Source organism: Acinetobacter sp. CIP 51.11 (assembly GCF_000369665.1).
GTDB classification, from domain to species: domain Bacteria; phylum Pseudomonadota; class Gammaproteobacteria; order Pseudomonadales; family Moraxellaceae; genus Acinetobacter; species Acinetobacter lwoffii_S.
In genome coordinates this window covers 1,636,589-1,654,310 of the sequence record NZ_KB850129.1, presented here as the reverse complement: position 1 = coordinate 1,654,310, position 17,722 = coordinate 1,636,589, and the positions used below count along the sequence as shown (strand labels likewise).

The following is a 17,722-nucleotide window of genomic DNA, read 5'->3' as shown; positions in this document are numbered from 1 at the left end:
TTTTTATGCCTGGTACGATGAGTCATAGGCTCATAAGGATGTGACATGAATGATCAGTTAAATGAAACCTTACTCGGCTGGATTAATGCCCTGAATGGCCCTTTATGGGATTTTCTGGTGGTGTTTCTGGTCGCAGTCGGTATTTTCTACACGATCATGACGGGTGCAGTACAAATTCGTTTGTTCTGGCACAGCATGAAAGTCATGAAAAATAGCCGTGGCAAGGTTCAGGATACGCACGGCATTACCCCGTTTCAGGCCTTTGTCACTGGACTGGCAAGCCGGGTCGGTGTGGGCAATGTCGCGGGTGTCGCCATTGCGATTGCGATTGGTGGCCCCGGTGCCGTGTTCTGGATGTGGTTTACTGCCTTTTTGGGCATGAGTTCTGCTTTTGTTGAATCCTCTTTGGCACAGTTGTTTAAGGTGCGAGATAACAAAAACCAGCAATTCCGTGGTGGTCCAGCTTATTACATTACTCAAGGCCTGAAACAGAAATGGCTCGGGATTGTCTTTGCGATTGCATTGATCACGACTTATGGTTTTGTCTTCAATGCAGTTCAGGCCAATGCCATTACCGGAGCAACCTCTCATGCCTGGGGCTGGGATCAGGCGAACCTGATTCTGCCATTAGGCGGCCTGAATCTGGAAATTTCCTGGGTCGGATTGTTTCTGGTCTTGATGACTGCGGTGATCATTTTTGGCGGGATTAAACGGATTGCGAAAGTTGCGGAAAGCTTTGTGCCGTTTATGGCTGTGCTTTATCTGGCTGTGGCTTTGTATATTGCGGTCATCAATTACGATTTGCTCCCATCCATCTTCCAGCTCATTTTCAGTAAAGCCTTTGAATTTGAAGCCGCCGCTGGTGGATTCTTTGGCGCCATGGTATCTATGGCGATGATGATGGGCATCAAGCGTGGTCTGTTCTCTAACGAGGCAGGGATGGGTTCGGCACCGAATGCTGCTGCAGCTTCCGATGTCAAACATCCGGTCAACCAGGGTCTGGTACAGATGCTCGGAGTATTTGTAGATACCTTTGTGGTGTGTTCATGTACCGCGATTATTATTCTGGTTTCGGGTCTGTATGAAAATGCAGGCTTTGAAGGCGTGACCTTGACCCAGATGGCGCTTGAAAGCCAGATTGGTGCTTGGGGTGATGACTTCCTGGCTTTGATTCTGTTCCTGTTTGCCTATTCTTCGATTATTGGTAACTATGCCTATGCCGAAGGAAACGTCCAGTTCATCAATAACAATAGCCGGGTGATGTTGATTTTCCGTTTATTTGTATTGGTGATGGTGTATTTCGGTTCCATCGCCAGCGTGCCACTGATCTGGAATATGGCGGATCTGTTCATGGGTGTCATGGCAAGTATCAACCTGATCGCAATCCTGTTACTGATGCCATTCCTGCTGATGCTACTCAAAGATTATACCGGTCAGCTGAAGCGCGGCGTGAAAGAGCCTGAATTTAAACTGGATAACCATCCTAAATTTAAAGACAAGGTCAAATCAGATATCTGGTAAGACTTGAAGCAAAAAGCCCCGATCATTCGGGGCTTTTTTGTGCCAAAGTTATTTAAAAGAAATTTAAATAACTTTGATAAAGCACGAAGCCCAAAATCAGGCTGAACCAGACTGGTAATTTTGAGCGTAGCAGGGCAATCATCACTGCGACAAAGACCAGGTCGGAACCATAGCTAAAATAGCGTTGTGAAAGATCCAACAATAAATATAGTAACAAACCCACCACTGCAGCATTGATCCCCATCACCGCCTGATGAATATGGCGCTGCTGCATCAACCACGACCAGTAAGGCAAGGTGGCAAAGATCAAGAAAAATGAAGGTAAAAAGATTGCACAGGTCGCTAACAATGTATTCAGCCAGGCATAAGGCGTCCAAGGCAGCAAAGCACCAATATAACTGGCAAAACTGAATAAAGGTCCCGGCATTAGCTGGGTAAATGCATAGCCAAGATCAAAAGACTCTGCACTGACTAAACCGGTTGTGACAAAATCCTGATGCAGCAAAGGCAGAATTACATGACCGCCACCAAACACCAGCGAGCCAGTCTGATAGAAATTAGAAAAAAATTGTAGCTCCGATTGGCCCCATAATTTGCCTGCTAAGGGCAGCAGCAAAAATGGCAGGATAAATGCCAGCAGCCAATAGGGCGCAGCGGCAGATCGAATATAAGGCAAGCTGATTGCCGTTTTGTTAATTTCTTTGGGTTTCGAATCTGATTGGGAAAAATGTCCGGCCAAGAGTCCACAGACTGCGCCCAGCATAATCACCAGAATCTGGTTAAAACTCACTGAAACCACCATCAATAATACGACAGAGAGGATTAAGACAGCGTATTGCCAAGCCGATTTACAAAAGCTTCTCAGCATTTGCCAGAATGCCCAGGCGATGACAGAAAATACAATTAACTGGATGGTATGAAAGCTGTTTGAGTTTAAAATATGAAAATAGCTTTGACCCAAGAGTGCTACCAAGGTCATCAGAATCATTGAGGGCAGGGTAAAACCCAGCCATGCGATCACTGCACCAGTATAGCCTCGTTGCAGATAACCGATCGACAGCCCCACCTGACTGCTGCTCGGCCCGGGTAAAAGTTGTGCCAAAGCGACCAGTTGACTGTACTGGGTGTCATTCAACCATTGCAGTTGGGTCACAAATTTTCGGTGAAAAAACACCAGATGCGCCGCTGGACCGCCAAATGAAATGCAGCCCAGTTGCAGGAAAATCAGGAAAATCCGGTACAGTGAGATTGAAGGCATACAGTTATGGGAAAAATGAAGATAAAGTAGCTGAACTGTATGACAGTTTTACGAAATTCTACAGACTATTTATGCATGTGTTTATACACTATGCTGCTTTAGATTAATGAGGACATTCTCTGCATGCAGAAATATGTGTTGAGTATGGTGATACTGGGTACATTTGGCCTAAGTGCTTGCCAAACGACCCCCATGACAGCCCAAGCGGCGACCAGTCATCTACAACCTGCTGCACAACGCGGAGAAGCTCAGGCACGTCCGAATCAAATTGATTTTCAAAAGATCAAGCAAACCCAGCAACGTCCGGTAGTTGCTTTAGTTCTGGGCAGTGGCGGTGCTCGTGGCTATGCGCATATTGGTGCGTTGGAAGTACTGGAACAGGCGGGTATTCAACCAGATTTTATTGTCGGAACCAGTGCGGGCAGTATTGTGGGATCCATTTATGCAAGTGGCAAACCGGCGATTGAACTGCGCAATATTGCTCTCAACATGCGACCGAATGATGTCCGTGATATCAAGCTGGCCAGAAAAGGTTTTTTTGATGGCAAGAAAGTTGAGGACTATGTCAACTTGCAAGTCGATCAAACCCCGCTTGAAGCCATGAAAATCCCGATGTTTGTGGTAGCAACCGCGCTGAAAGAAGGCAAGAAAGTCGTCTTTAACCATGGCAATACCGGACAGGCGGTACGTGCTTCAGTCTCGATTCCGAGTATGTTCATTCCGACCATCATTCAAGGTAAAGAATATGTAGATGGTGGTCTGGTCAGTCCGGTGCCGGTTGATGTGGCACGTGAGCTAGGGGCCGACATTGTAATTGCGGTGGATATTCTGGCACAACCTATTCATACCGAAACCAGCAATGTCTGGGGGCTATTTAACCAGAACATCAATATTATGCAGCAACATCTGGCACATGAAGAATTAAAGCATGCAGATGTGGTGATTCAGCCGGACTTACGCGAAAAAGGTCATATCTTTGATGTCCGTGGCAGGGAACTCACCATGCAGGCTGGTGCCGAGGCGACCCAGTTAAAGTTGATGGAAATTTCACAAGCCTACCAAAAACATGATTATGCTCAAGGACATCGGATTCCACAGTTTGTGGTACATGAACATCAAGCTCAATAAATCTTTTTTTTGAATTTTCTGTTTATTCCTATATCGTAGGACTGCGGTATAAGGATATCCAATCAAGAGAATGAAAGATCATCGGCTATGACGCTTAACTGATTGTTATAAAAGATAAGATAATTGCCTATGTGTATCAGTCAATCAGAATTATCGCAAAAGATAAAATTAATTTTAAATATAACAAATTGAATTATAAGTATATTGTTTTAAATAATAAGCCTTATTCGTCCTAAATTAAAATTTTAATATTATTATTCGTATACTTAAGTTGATCAAATATTCAAAAGCATCTGTGTTCATGACAGAATGCAGTTTGAAAAGATCACTACACAGATTTAGACATCATGATGCATATTAAAATTGGACAGCAGGTCAAACTGGCACAATTCGAACACTATATTTTTACAGTGACCGCGACCCATCAGGATGGTTCTTTTACCGTTGAAACGACCTTGGATGGTCAACAAATTTTAAGTTATCAGAACGTGGCGCAGGAAATGCTCAGGCCAGTGATGCTTTAAATCACACAGAGCCTTTTTATTTTCCTGAATTATTTTTGTTCAGAGCTTAAAACAGTGAAAAATTCTCAGTTGCTGTGTGATCAACCCCAGATAAATAAGTGTTGATTTATTGGCACTTAACTTTCTAACTGAGATTTTAAGCAATTAAATATATTTTTTTCTGTATGAATACATTTTCTATATCAATAATTGTGATGCTTCATTTGCCGAATTGAACATTTTATTCATGCTAAAAACGCTATAATAATAAACGATAACCTTGTCATTCAAAGAGTTCAAAGAAAACGATGGCCCCTTTAGATCAAATTGCAGCAGTGTCGGATGACCAGTCAGAGTTAACGATGTCAGTTCTCATGACGCCAGATATGGCAAATTTTTCAGGAAATGTTCATGGTGGAACCATTCTGAAATTATTGGATCAGGTGGCGTATGCGTGTGCAAGTCGCTATTCGGGTAGTTATGTCGTGACCTTATCTGTAGACAAGGTGAATTTTAAAGAGCCGATTCACGTCGGTGAACTGGTTACATTTCTGGCCAGTGTGAACCATGTTGGCCGTACCTCGATGGAAATCGGGATTCGGGTAGAAGCCCAGAATATTCAAAAGAGAACGGTACGTCATACCAATAGCTGTTATTTCACCATGGTCGCGGTGGATGAAAATGGTAAACCAAAACAGATTCCAGCTTTGAACCTGGACAATGACTGGAAACGTTGCCGTTTTGAAGCAGCAGAACAGCGTAAAGTCGCGCGTTTGCAAGAAAATCATCATCCTTCATGCAGCATTTATAAAAAGACTGCACAGAGTTAAGTTAAATCGTGATTGAGAAAAGACCTTCATATGAAGGTCTTTTTTTTGCATCAATTTCAGTTTTTCACTGGAGCTTTGTTATTTTTTACCCTAATATAAAACGATACGTATCGTTTCGATTTTTAGATCTTAAAAGTTAAGTAGAAAAATATGAGCAGTGACGAAAAAAGTTCCCGACGACAGCAGTGCATTTTACAGGCGGTCGCAGATGCGCTGGCAGAATGTGAATATCATCAGCTGACGATTGAAGATGTAGCGGCACGTGCCGGTGTTGGCAAGTCCACGATTTATCGATGGTGGAAACATAAATCGGAACTGGTGCTGTACACTTTCAAACAGCATACAGCTTCGGTATTTGAGCTGGATACCTCTAAAAGCCTGAAAAGCAATCTCATTCAACAACTCGGTTCTTTATCTCAAGCGCTGAATCATCCGGTCGGTCGGGCTTTGCTGGTAGTGATTGCCAATCACCGCGAACTGGCAGGTGAGTTCTTTCAGCAATATCTCTTGCCACGTCGGCAACAGACCCATCAACTGATTCAGCAAGCGATTGAACGGGGAGAAATTCGCTCGGATTATCCTTTTGATTTAATGCTGGATACCTTATACGGCCCGATTCATTACCAGATCATTTTTTTCAACCGGATTCCAGATGAACACTATATCCAGAATCTGGTCGAGTTGGCCTTGCATCCGGTCACTGTTCAAGCCTGAGTTTGTGCTATTTCCCTACAAATTTTAAAAGTTGGTGATTATGTCCGTTAGCGTTGAGCGGTTATGGAATCGCTCATTTATCTTGTGCTTATTCAATAATTTTTTCCTGTTTGTTTATTATTTTGCCTTACTGACCATCTTGCCGATTTACATCATGAAAGATCTGGGCGGTTCGGTAAAAGAAGCGGGTCTGGCGCTGACGCTATTTTTGGCCTCTTCGATTGCGATCCGGCCATTTTCCGGCATGATCATCGAAAAGCTCGGCAAGAAAATCTCGATGCGCGGTGCAGGCGTGATTTTTGCCTTATTTGCCTTTAGTTATTTGCTGGTGGATAGCATGTGGTCACTGTTGCTGGTGCGTTTTTTACATGGCATCTGGTTCAGCATTTTGACTACGGTGGCAGTACCCGTCGCCAATGAATTTATTCCTGAACAGCGCAAAGGTGAGGGCATGGGCTATTTCGTCATGTCGACCAATCTGGGTGTGGTTTTTGGGCCCTTGCTGGCATTGACCGTAATTCAGTTCACCAGCTTTAAGGTCTTATTTGGCATTCTTGCCATTATCATTTCTTTGGGATTAATCTTCTGCTGGATGCTCAAAATCACAGAGTTACCAAAACCTGAAGCCATAAGCACAGAGAAAACCAGCTTGAGCTTGCAGGATATTCTGGAAGTCAAAGTTCTGGCGGTAAGTTTCGTGGCGTTGCTAACCGCTTTTGCCTACTCGGGCATCATGAGTTTTATTACTGCATTTAGTGAAACCAAGCAGCTTTTACCCTATACCAGCGTATTCTTTATTGTCTTTGCAGCGTCCATGTTGCTGGTCAGACCTTGGGTCGGGAAAATTTATGATCGTAAGGGACCCAGTGCGGTTATTTATCCTTCATTTATTTTCTTTGCCATTGGTCTGGTGATTGTCAGCCTGATTTCCAATCAATGGATATTATGGTTGTCGGCGGTGTTTATCGGCATCGGTTATGGTTCACTGTTCCCATGTTTGCAGACCTTGGCCATTCAGTCGGTCGACAAGCAGCGTATGGGACATGCAATTTCAACTTTCTTTACCCTGTTTGATCTGGGTTTAGCGATTGGTTCCGTAGCCATGGGAGTATTGATTGCCTATTGGGGCTTTGAAACCACCTATGTTTTGAGTGCTGTGCTCGTCATTGTGACGATATTGGTTTATCGTCAGTATGTTGCCAAAAAGCAAAATAAGCGCCCGGCAAGTTTGGAGTTATAAAATGGAATTAAGACATTTACGTTATTTCGTTACAGTGGCGCAGGAACTGAACTTTACCCGTGCCGCGGAAAAATTAAATACGGTACAGCCATCACTGAGCCAGCAAATCAAGGATCTGGAACGTGAGGTTGGCGTACAGTTGCTGGAGCGAAATAACCGTAAGGTCGGGCTAACTGAAGCTGGGCAGGCGTTTTTAAAAGAAGCTTTGCTGAGTCTTGAGCATGCAGAGCGCGCCATTCAGACTGCCAGACAGATCGCCAATGCACAGCAGGACCAGCTGAATATCGGTTTTGTCCCGGTCGCGGAAATGAAAGTCTTTCCTTATATCATGCCGAATATCCGCGCGCATTTTCCTGAACTGAAAGCACAGTTTCACAGTCTGACCGATGCAGAACAGTTTAGTGCTTTAAGAAATGGACAGATTGACATTGCCTTTACCCGATATCCAGGGCAGTTGAGTGAGTTTGATTCGATCCGCATTTTTGATGAGCCTCTAACCCTGATCGTGCCGAAAGATTCCCCGGCTGCGGCCTTGTCCTATGTCAGTATCAAGAGTTTTGAAAATCAGGACTTTGTGATTAGTGATGAGCAGTCCTCACCGCAACTGCATAAGCTGATTCAGGATTTTTTTAAACAGTCCAAATTAAAAGTGAATGTGGTGCAGTATTCCACCAATATTCTGCTCAATGTCAATCTGGTGGGAATGGGCGTGGGCTGGAGTCTGGTGCCAGCCTATGTGATTCCATTGCTCGGCGATAATATTGTGGTGAAAAAGACCCTAGAACCGTTACCGATGATTGGACTGTATGCCAATTATCGCAAGGATCAAAAACATGTGGTGATTGATCTGATTTTGAAAGTATTAAAAGAAAAGTTTTGTGTGGATCTTTTTTAATATTTAAACCTTCAATCTGCCCATCTAAAAAGCTGTGCGACAGAAATGATCTGTAGCACATCCTTTTAAATCGGGACTGCAAATCACTTTATACTGAACCTCTAACAATAAAAACCGGTTGAAGCAGGATGATGAAGCTCTATAACAACCCACAATCACGTGGCTTGACCTTGTTGCCTTTGCTGAAAGAATTGCAGATTGAAGATCAGATTGAGCAGGTGGAAGTTGCCTATGAGCATATGCATCAGCAGGCGTATACACGGATCAATCCGATGGGAAAAGTTCCCTGTCTGGTAGATCAGGAGATCGTCATTTCAGAAATGGCCGCCATTTTTATCTATCTGGCAGATAAGTATTCTGACAAAGGATTGGCACCTGCTTTGGATGATCCGAAGCGTGGGGCGTATTTGAAATGGATGTTTTTCTGTCATGGACCCTTTACCGAATATATCGATATAAAAAATTTACAGGTGTCGCCAGAAAATATTGAAAAGAACCGGAGAAGTTTAAGTTTTGGGAATGAAGCAGCCGTATTTGATTTTATGAAACAGGGCATCGAGCAGGCCAATCCTTATCTGTTGGGTGAAAAAGTCTCGGCTGCGGACCTATATGTGGCTTACTGTTTGATCTTCACGATCTCTGCGAAAATTTTACCGCCATTTGATGAGTTCAGGCCCTTCCTGCAGCAGATGGCCTCTCGTGATTCCCTGAAAGATATCCCCTGGTTTCAGGAATACCGAGTCTAATTCCTCGGTCTATATATTGTCCGAGATATCTAAAAACAGTAAAAAAAACCACGCCGAAGCGTGGTGAAAAGTGACTCTAATATTATTTCAGGTAAAGCTTTTTAAACAGTTGCTGGCTGGTGCTTTCCATCGATTGAGGAATGGCCAGGGCAGCTACGAAACGGTCAGGACGCAAGATCACAACTGAATCAGACGTGTTGCCAAACCACGAGCGGATATCTGTGCCGATATCACCAATAGTGATGACATCTTCATACTCTTTGCGCTGGTTATTTTGCAATTGCACCGCAGGAATTACCTGGATGAATTTCACGCCGAGCGATTTCCACTGTTGCAACGTCTCCGAACTAAGACCCCATTTCGGATCAACACCCCAGGCAATAATCGCAAAATCATTGCCGATCACTTCATCCAGTAATACGGTTTCACCCGAAGCCAGTTGAACTTGAGGCTGGATAAACATCTTACCGACTGGAGAGTTCTTGGCTCCGTTACTCAAAAGTGCGCCGTCATGATATTTCGGCATTGGCTTGAAACGCATTTCCAGCAGGTACTGTTTGATCGGCTTGATGTAGTTCAGGGCATAGGCAATACCATCACGAACAAAACCTTGCCATTTTTTCGGTGGTGCCAGTACGTGACCTGCCATCACCGACAGGTCAATCATCGCCTTGGCATGGTCTTTACGTTCGATCTGATACGAATCTAAAAGTGCTGGGCCAGCTTTGCCTTGAACAACCAGCGCCATTTTCCAGGCCAAGTTAAAGGCATCACGCATACCGCTGTTATAACCCTGACCTTGCCATACCGGCATAATGTGCGCTGCATCACCGGCAAGTAAAATACGGTCGACACGGAACTTGTCGGCAATACGAGCATTATGGGTATAGACACGCTGACGGATCACTTCGATACCATCTGTGCTTGGTAAAACCTTAGAAAGAAGTTTGGCAATATTTTCCGGTTTGCTCAGTTCTTCCTGCGTTTCACCCGGCATAACCATAAATTCAAAACGGCGAATACCATGTGGCAATGCGGCTGATACATAAGGACGAACCGGATCACAACATAAGTAAATATGTGGTGTAGCAAGCGGATCATTCTCAAGGTCAATCACGATCCATTGATTCGGTGCGGTTTCACCTTCAAAGGCAATGCCTAGGTTGCGGCGCACATATGAATTACCGCCATCACAGGCAATCAGATATTGAGCGCGGATGGTTTCTGCATCGCCCTCTTTATTTTGCAGATTGAGTGTTACGCCGTCAGCATCTTGACTAAACTGGGTCAATTGACGAGAAAACAGCACTTGGGTGTTTTTATATTGCTTTAAGCCTTGCAGTAGGACGTTATCAACTTGTGGCTGAATAAAGGCATTACGGCGCGAGAAACCAAACTCACGTGTTAAAGGCTGAATATCTGCAAAACAGCGACCTTTAGGCGTCAAGAAGCGCATCGCATGATTCGGAGTGGTATGCGGTAAGACTTGATCGACTAAACCCAAAGATTGAATGGTACGTAAGGATTCATCATCGATTCCAATCGCACGTGGGTAATCAATCAAACTATCCAGTTGCTCGACAATCGTGACAGCTACGCCTTGCTTGCTCAGATAGTTGGCAATGGTTAAGCCTACAGGGCCGGCGCCAAGGATTGCCACTTCAGTAGTGTAATTAGTATTGCTCATAGCGAATGTCCACTCAATCGACTTGCATTTGATGCTATTAAGGGACAGTTAGAAGCCAGAAACAAGTTAGGCGATAGTAGCTTAAGTATATGGATAATATTGGATTGAAATAGGTGGTTTTTAAATAAATAATTGATTTTAATTATAAAAATAATAAAAATTTGATAGCCTGTATTAATTCTATGATCAGTTTTGACTATGGTGATAAATAGATTTTATGCAATAAAAATGCTGAACCAGCATCAAGCATGATTCAGCATAGAATAATATCGGGGGCAGTATAGGACAAAGCCTACTGGAGAATTACTGTCCCTGATATCTTCATTGAAGGATTAAACGAGTCGTTCAATCACTTAACGTGCAGTGGGTTTTGCAGGGGGCGTGCTTTCTGCAGCAGCTTCAGAGGCAGCAGGCTGCTCTGCAGATGCGCTTGCAACTGGAGCATTTGATTCAGGTAATTCCTGAGTAGTCACAATCACTTTTTCTTCTGCAGTGGTGGTTTTCGCATCTGTGGTTTTACTGTCAGCAAAACTGGTGGCTGCAGCAGCAGTAAGCGTAGTAGCAAGTAAGATTTGTGCATATTTCATTTTTGGCATCCTTTTATTCATGTCATGTAATCTGCCGAGCTGACCATCACATCAATTCGACAGATGCCCATCCTAAGCACTGAAATTTTACTGAGCAAATCAATTAACAAAAGCGACACGCAGGGAATAACCCAGCAGATACAAAACTGAGAAAGTTGTTTTATTTCTGTTAATTATGCGGAGTTTTATTTAATGAAAGTGTGTGTGAATATTTCAAGAATCCAATTTGAAATAAAAGTTAACATAGAAAATTGGTAATTTGGGATCATTCCATTAATTTTTATCTCTGTGATTTTCACGCCGTGTTTGCGAAGAACACGCATTTTAAAGTCACACTGTGCTTTATAATGCAGAGTATTGCTATTTCTATTCAATCTCTTGAGAGTCGATTTTGAAAATTCTGTCAGCGTCGCAGGCTATTCCTGTCCATATCATTTCCGGATTTTTGGGTGCAGGTAAAACCACACTACTCAAACATTTATTACAGCAAAAACCGGAACAGGAAATCTGGGCTGTGCTAATGAATGAATTCGGCCAGATTGGGGTAGACCAGCAGTTATTGCCGCAAGATCAGGGTTATGCGGTCAAAGAGCTGTTGGGTGGTTGTCTATGTTGTAGTAGCCAGTTACCCATGCAGATCGCCTTGTCACGGCTGCTGTCAGAGGTGAAACCGGATCGTCTGTTTATCGAACCTACTGGGCTGGGGCACCCGGGACAATTACTGGAACAGCTGACCGAACCGCACTGGCACAGCCATTTAAACATGAAGGCTTTAGTCACTGTGGTAGATGGTTCGCGTTTGCATGGCCGGGACTGGACCCAGCAAAACCTGTATGCAGACCAGCTCAAGGCAGCGCATATTGTGGTGATTTCACATACTGACTTGATGACAGCCGCAGATCGCGCAGCGCTCACGCAGCTTCAGGCAGAATATCAACCTTATGCCCAACAGTGGCTGTTCACCGAGCATGGACAACTCGATATTGAACAGATCAAGCAGGAATATCGGGGTTCTGCCCGTCAGATTCAGCCTTTGTTAAAACAGCAACAGATCACCCGTTCAGCGGATACGCCCGTAGTGATTCAGCAGATGCCTTATCATTATGTAGAAAGCGCGCAGGGTTATCAGGTTGCAGGCTGGAAATTTCCAAAACGCTGGCAATTTAATTTTTATGATCTGCTGGATCTACTCTGTGAACAAAAAGACTGGCTCAGAATCAAGGGGATTTTTCATACCGACCAAGGCTGGAAAAGCTTTAATTTTAATCCGGAGCAGTTTAATTATCAGTCGGCAGATGAAGGCATTGATAACCGGGTGGAAGTGATTTATCAACAGTCACGTGATTGGCTGGCATTTGAAACTGCCCTGATGCAATGTCGTATCGATCCAGAAAAATAACGGCACTATTTCTAGTACGCTGAATGAATTACTGGCCTAAATCTGTTCAGCAAAATAGCGCTAAATCTTATATGCTAGGCGCCAAATTTGAGGATTATGTGATGGCGTTAAAAGCGACGATTTATAAGGTTGATTTGAATATTGCGGACATGGATACGCATCGTTATGCAGACTATCAGCTGACGATGGCGCTGCATCCTTCAGAAACCATTGAACGCTTGATGGTGCGTATTCTGGCCTATGCACGCTATGCCGATGAAGCACTGGAATTTACCAAGGATCTGTTTGAAACCGATGAACCGGCACTCTGGGAAAAGGATCTGACCGGTCAACTGGTCAAATGGATTGAAGTCGGTAGCCCGGACGAAGATAAAGTCAAAAAGGCCAGTGCGCGTTGCAAGCAGGTCGCAGTCGTCACCTATGGTTCTGCAGTGGATGAATGGTATAAGCGCAGCAGCAAATTAAAAACCTTAAAAAATGTGGAAGTGTGGAAGTTATCTACTGCAACTACCGATGCATTGCCACAATTATGCGAACGCACCATGCAGTTACAGCTCAATGTAATGGATGGTGAATGGACCTTGATCGGTGATCAGGGCCAGGTGCTGGTGGAGTGGGAACAGTTACAATAAGGCCAAATAAGGATGCAAGTCTGGACTTGTATCCTGTAGCTCAAATTGCGTATATCTGAGGGATAAGAATACGCAGGGCTGCACCATGTACCATGAACTTTATGATTTACTGCTGGCTGTCGCGATCGGCGCAATTATTGGTGCAGAGCGTGAGTATCACAGTAAATCTGCCGGACTGCGTACCATGATTATGGTCAGTCTGAGTTCCTGTTTATTTACCATTATCTCTCTGAAAATAGGCGTGGCCAATCCTGACCGGCTGGCCGCTAATGTCTTGACTGGACTGGGTTTTCTGGGTGCCGGTGTTATCCTGAAAGATGATAACCGTATTTCTGGAATTACCACCGCAACCACGATCTGGATGACAGCCGCACTCGGCATGGCGGTCGGTGCAGGCTATGAACTCTTAAGTATTTGGGCTACTTTTATTGTCATGGCGGTGCTGGTTTTATTGATGTATGTCCAGCGCGGTATCGAATCTCTGAATCAGGAACGCAGCTATGAAATCGTCTGCCCATTCGATCAAAATGATTCCAATCACTACGAAATGCTATTCAAACGTTATCAGTTAAAAGTGGTGCATTCCTCACAAAAAAAAATTGACCAACAGATTGTCGGACGCTGGATCCTGATGGGCTCAGCCAAGAATCATCAAGAATTAACCCAGGATTTACTCAATGATAAGAATATTCAGGAACTCAGCTTTTAACCCATCAATGGCCAAGGTTTAAAAAAACAGAGCAATCCGGTTTATACTGAGCTTTGAATTTTATGCTCCTCTCAGGTAAATAACCATGATCAACGAACTTGAAATTATTGATTTAAAAGTAGGCGAAGGCAAGGAAGCGGTGAAAGGTGCCCTAATTACCACGCACTATACTGGCTGGCTGGAAGATGGAACCAAGTTTGATTCCTCTATTGACCGTGGTAATTATTTTGAAACCGTCATTGGCACAGGCCGTGTAATCAAAGGTTGGGATCAGGGGATTCTGGGAATGAAAGTTGGTGGCAAGCGTAAACTGATGGTGCCTGCACATTTGGCCTATGGCGAACGTAAAATGGGTAAAGTCATTCCAGCCAATTCCAACCTGATTTTTGAAATTGAACTGTTTGATGTAAAAACACGTGATTAAAATCATTTAACTAGCTGAATATAAATTATATTTTTTATTTAAAGATCTACGCTGGTTCCGGTGCAGTCGCTTCAAAATAAGCTGTGCCGGAGAAGCTACAAAAAACATCTAAAAAGATTTGAAATCGAAAATATTCCTTGTAAATTATAAGAATAATAAAGAATTATCTTGAGATAGAACGTATTTGCATAACTCGATAAGGAATGTCTGTTTCTTCGTATTTGTCTGTGCCTTGAGCTGGATGACTTGCATCATAAGTTCAGCAATCGCTCAGGATGAACTCCCTTCGCCGTCATTTCAGCAGCAATCTCACGACCATATTACTGAAGTTCATTTTACCGAACATAGTACGAGTCCTTTGCAGGGAAAATGGCTGTTTTATCCGAGTCAGTTTATTGTTCAGCCCAGCCCCGTACTCCAGTCAAAAACAGTTGAATTGCCAGCCTCTTTTAAAACTCTAGCGGGTTCAAACTCTGGCTACGGTACCTTTATTGGTTATTTTAAAATTCCGAAAGAATTTCTCGGGCGACGCATCGCGATTCGGATTCCGACCCAATACGGTGCCTATCGGGTATATGTCAATGGACAGTTTATTGTCCGGCTCGGAGAAATCAGTACCACACCTGAAAAACAAGTGACTGAAAAAGCACCGCGTATTGGCTATTTTGTTCCAGACACTGAATATATTACTTTAAGCATTCAGGCTTCCAATTATACCCACTTGCATGGCGGTCTCGAACGACCAATGCAGATCGGCGTTGCAGCTACCATCAATCGCCAATTCCAGCAGCTCATGATGAGTATCGCCATGGTGTGTGGGGCGGTACTTGGGGTGGGGGTGTTTACCATTCTATTTTCGGTATTTAGGGGATCACGAGAACGTAACAGTAAAAGTATCTTTGTTTTTGGCTGGTTTATTGTCTTTTTAGCCCTGCATAACCTGTTTTCTGCACCTTATGCCTATTCGGTATTTACCAATATCAACTGGCTGTGGGGAACCCGCTTAGAGTATCTGTTTACTTTTATTGCTGCCTTCTTTTTTCTCAGCTATATGCATCTGTTTAACCGGCGCTATCTAAATCCGGTGATTTATTATATCGCAGTGGCATTACTGGTTTTTAACATTACTTTCACCCTATTTTCACCTCCTGAGATATTTGAACGTCTGGCCCTATTTAGTGCAATTTTTGCCTTGGTCATCATCGGTAATTTTATTTACGGCTTTTATCAGACCTTACGTTATAAAGAGCATTATTCGCGTTTAAATCTGATTGCGATTATTTTCCTTTGTGTCACCTTTTTGAATGATTATCTGTTGCTGATCAATGTAATTAAAACCACGCATCTGTTCTTTATCTCAACCAGTATCTATGCCTTACTAATTATGTTTCAGCAGTCCAGACATTATGCACATCAAACTTATGAGACTGAACAGCTAAACCTGAACCTGATCGCGCTCAATAATTCGCTTGATCAAAAAGTCAAAGAACGCACTCAGCAGCTGCGTGAAGTGAATGCCAAACTGGAACAGCAAATGAATATTGATGCATTGACCGGGGCTTTTAACCGGCGTGCCTTAAATCATGAAATCCAGCAGCAGTTTTTACAAACCCAACAACAGCCGCAACATACCTTGATTTTTGCCATGCTCGATGTCGATTTTTTTAAAAACTATAATGACTACTATGGTCACTTAAAAGGCGATGAAATCCTGAAAAATCTGGTCAGGATTATTCAAGCTGCTTTGCCACCATCTGGCTATCTGGCACGTTATGGTGGTGAAGAGTTTGCGATTCTGCTCACTGGAATGCCGGTGCAAACTGCCCTGAAAAATCTGGAAAATGTGTTAAACCAGATTCGGGAACAGCGTATGCAACATCTGAATCGGCCAGATGCAAAAGATTATGTTACGGTTAGTATGGGCGCGGCCTGGGTTGAACAAAACCATGGCTATGCAGATATTCATGAATTGATGAAAGCGGCAGATGTGCAGCTCTATGCCGCCAAACGGGCAGGACGTGATCAGTTAAAAATTGAAAAAGAGGTCGATTAAAAAACATATTTATACAGATAGCGCGATTCATCTTCTGACTCGGCAGAATGTGGATGAAAGCCGCAGTGCTGATAATAACTTAAGGCAGTTTGGGTAGATTGTATTTCAATCTGATGAATTTTTTTCTTTAATAAAGCGTGATGCATTTGTTGAAATAACTCGGTGCCGAACCCCAGTCTTTGGCAGTGTTGGGCCACATAATGCATCCGGATTTCTCCAGCATCACTGACCAATAAGAACCCGACGACCTTGTCATAGATGAGATAAACCCAGCAATCGTTATACAGCATATCGACAATCAGGCTGGCATGATCAAACTTTTCTAGCCAGGTTTGAATTTTGCTTTCTTCACGCTGATGATCCAGTACACAGGACTGAATGCTGTCATGAATGACCTGAATAATTTGAGGTATATCTTCGACCCTCCCTTCACGAATCATAATATTATTCATTTTCTCGAACATTTATAGGGAAGGTTTATTTGATAAAAAAGAAGAGGGTAAAAAACAGAACAATATTGTAGTTTTTTGAGAATATATTCCGTGATTTATCCATGTGAAGATCTGTTCTGTTGCTGATTTGTCCTGTTTGTTTATCTCAAGTTCTTGAATCTCATTAGGGAGTTAAAAATAAAAAATCAAAGTAAATCAATTTTTAAATAAATCGAAGTTCGAATCTGGGTAAAATGAGCAAGCAGAGAAGATAAATAGTAAAAATAAGCCTCAAGTTTGCACTGTATAAAAAATAGACGTATGCTGGGTCAAAAGGGACTATTCAAATGAATCTTGATCCTATAACCATAAAAATAAAATTAGTCACATGAGATCATCCACCATGCTGAAATTACTGCTCCTGTTATGTGTTTTATTCATGTTGAATGCTGCCTGGATCGTCGGCAGAAAGATCTATAAAGCTCAGCGCCATCTGGCGCGTCAGCGTCCAGAAAAACCGGCACAGATTTCCAGCATGACAGAGCAAGAGGTCATCGAGCAAGAGCAGCAAGTACATCTGGTGGATGCTTATGAACTGGAACTGTTTGACGATGTGGCACAGCTATTCTTTCAACGGCAGGTGCATATTGAGAATCGGGTACAGGCCGAACAGTTACAGCAAGAACTATTACAAAAAATGCCAATGCATAGTGGCACCCAGATTCGTCAGATGGATTTAGGCGAATGGTCTATTTTCTGGAATTTTTATGATCAGTCACTGGAATATTATGTCGGTCGCTATGGCGTATTCTATGCACATGTCGACCGTTTTGGAGAAGAGCACCGGCATGAAATTCGCAGGGAACTTTTGCATTCTGACTGTGCTTAGAACACAACTTTCAGTCATTTTCTACGACTGAAGATCTCAGGCTACGTACTTAAGCCATTATAATTCAGAAAAGGTA

18 protein-coding genes are annotated in these 17,722 nt (G+C 43.2%); 14 read left to right on the top strand and 4 right to left on the bottom strand.

Annotated features, from left to right (window positions below):
- Positions 1 to 45: 45 nt before the first annotated feature.
- The gene (locus F894_RS11650; RefSeq protein ID WP_004731963.1) at positions 46 to 1,521 is read left to right on the top strand and encodes an alanine/glycine:cation symporter family protein; all 1,476 of its coding nucleotides are present in this window, start codon (positions 46 to 48) and stop codon (positions 1,519 to 1,521) included.
- A gap of 52 nt (positions 1,522 to 1,573) precedes the next feature.
- Here the strand turns inward: F894_RS11650 and chrA are convergent, their stop codons facing one another.
- Positions 1,574 to 2,779 carry a chromate efflux transporter gene (gene chrA / locus F894_RS11645; protein ID WP_005247819.1) on the bottom strand — a complete coding sequence of 402 codons (1,206 nt, stop codon included), beginning with the start codon at positions 2,777 to 2,779 and terminating at the stop codon, positions 1,574 to 1,576.
- Between the two features lie 123 nt (positions 2,780 to 2,902).
- Between chrA and F894_RS11640 the strand changes: the two genes are divergently transcribed.
- The 7 genes from F894_RS11640 (at position 2,903) to F894_RS11615 (ending at position 8,835) form a co-directional block, all read left to right on the top strand.
- Positions 2,903 to 3,907, top strand: coding sequence for a patatin-like phospholipase family protein (locus F894_RS11640; protein ID WP_005247818.1), 1,005 nt, complete (start codon positions 2,903 to 2,905; stop codon positions 3,905 to 3,907).
- Positions 3,908 to 4,254: 347 nt separating this feature from the next.
- A complete protein-coding gene (locus F894_RS15175; RefSeq protein ID WP_004731959.1) occupies positions 4,255 to 4,431 on the top strand; it encodes a hypothetical protein in 177 nt (58 codons plus the stop codon).
- Between the two features lie 287 nt (positions 4,432 to 4,718).
- The gene (locus F894_RS11635) at positions 4,719 to 5,240 is read left to right on the top strand and encodes an acyl-CoA thioesterase (protein ID WP_004280680.1); all 522 of its coding nucleotides are present in this window, start codon (positions 4,719 to 4,721) and stop codon (positions 5,238 to 5,240) included.
- A 150-nt stretch (positions 5,241 to 5,390) separates the two neighbouring features.
- Positions 5,391 to 5,954 carry a TetR/AcrR family transcriptional regulator gene (locus F894_RS11630; RefSeq protein WP_005247815.1) on the top strand — a complete coding sequence of 188 codons (564 nt, stop codon included), beginning with the start codon at positions 5,391 to 5,393 and terminating at the stop codon, positions 5,952 to 5,954.
- Between the two features lie 40 nt (positions 5,955 to 5,994).
- Positions 5,995 to 7,194: an MFS transporter gene (locus F894_RS11625; protein ID WP_005247813.1), complete on the top strand. Its 1,200-nt coding sequence runs from the start codon at positions 5,995 to 5,997 to the stop codon at positions 7,192 to 7,194.
- Position 7,195: 1 nt separating this feature from the next.
- Positions 7,196 to 8,089, top strand: a complete 894-nt coding sequence (locus tag F894_RS11620; protein ID WP_005247812.1) for a LysR substrate-binding domain-containing protein — start codon at positions 7,196 to 7,198, stop codon at positions 8,087 to 8,089.
- 131 nt (positions 8,090 to 8,220) lie between these two features.
- Positions 8,221 to 8,835 (top strand): glutathione S-transferase family protein, encoded by a 615-nt coding sequence (locus tag F894_RS11615; protein ID WP_005247809.1) that lies wholly within the window; start codon positions 8,221 to 8,223, stop codon positions 8,833 to 8,835.
- Between the two features lie 82 nt (positions 8,836 to 8,917).
- Here the strand turns inward: F894_RS11615 and F894_RS11610 are convergent, their stop codons facing one another.
- Together F894_RS11610 and F894_RS11605 are read right to left on the bottom strand one after the other, a co-directional pair.
- Entirely contained in the window at positions 8,918 to 10,522 is a 1,605-nt protein-coding gene (locus F894_RS11610; RefSeq protein WP_005247807.1) for a bifunctional 3-(3-hydroxy-phenyl)propionate/3-hydroxycinnamic acid hydroxylase, read from the bottom strand.
- Between the two features lie 353 nt (positions 10,523 to 10,875).
- The gene (locus F894_RS11605) at positions 10,876 to 11,109 is read right to left on the bottom strand and encodes a hypothetical protein (protein WP_005247805.1); all 234 of its coding nucleotides are present in this window, start codon (positions 11,107 to 11,109) and stop codon (positions 10,876 to 10,878) included.
- A 391-nt stretch (positions 11,110 to 11,500) separates the two neighbouring features.
- On the opposite strand from F894_RS11605, the gene F894_RS11600 reads away from it, so the two are divergent.
- The 5 genes from F894_RS11600 to F894_RS11580 all read left to right on the top strand — a co-directional run bounded on the left by F894_RS11600 (position 11,501) and on the right by F894_RS11580 (position 16,326).
- Entirely contained in the window at positions 11,501 to 12,508 is a 1,008-nt protein-coding gene (locus F894_RS11600; RefSeq protein WP_005247803.1) for a CobW family GTP-binding protein, read from the top strand.
- 101 nt (positions 12,509 to 12,609) lie between these two features.
- Complete coding sequence (locus F894_RS11595) at positions 12,610 to 13,140, top strand: YaeQ family protein (protein WP_026056583.1); 531 nt, start codon at positions 12,610 to 12,612, stop codon at positions 13,138 to 13,140.
- Positions 13,141 to 13,225: 85 nt separating this feature from the next.
- Entirely contained in the window at positions 13,226 to 13,849 is a 624-nt protein-coding gene (locus F894_RS11590; protein WP_005247801.1) for an MgtC/SapB family protein, read from the top strand.
- An 85-nt stretch (positions 13,850 to 13,934) separates the two neighbouring features.
- Positions 13,935 to 14,273, top strand: a complete 339-nt coding sequence (locus F894_RS11585; RefSeq protein ID WP_004280661.1) for an FKBP-type peptidyl-prolyl cis-trans isomerase — start codon at positions 13,935 to 13,937, stop codon at positions 14,271 to 14,273.
- A gap of 241 nt (positions 14,274 to 14,514) precedes the next feature.
- Positions 14,515 to 16,326, top strand: a complete 1,812-nt coding sequence (locus F894_RS11580) for a sensor domain-containing diguanylate cyclase (RefSeq protein WP_005247799.1) — start codon at positions 14,515 to 14,517, stop codon at positions 16,324 to 16,326.
- Here the strand turns inward: F894_RS11580 and F894_RS11575 are convergent.
- Entirely contained in the window at positions 16,323 to 16,790 is a 468-nt protein-coding gene (locus F894_RS11575) for a GNAT family N-acetyltransferase (RefSeq protein ID WP_005247797.1), read from the bottom strand. The two genes, F894_RS11580 and F894_RS11575, sit on opposite strands and share 4 nt — an antisense overlap.
- Positions 16,791 to 17,160: 370 nt before the next feature.
- Between F894_RS11575 and F894_RS11570 the strand changes: the two genes are divergently transcribed.
- Positions 17,161 to 17,646: a hypothetical protein gene (locus F894_RS11570; protein WP_005247795.1), complete on the top strand. Its 486-nt coding sequence runs from the start codon at positions 17,161 to 17,163 to the stop codon at positions 17,644 to 17,646.
- Positions 17,647 to 17,722: the final 76 nt, after the last annotated feature.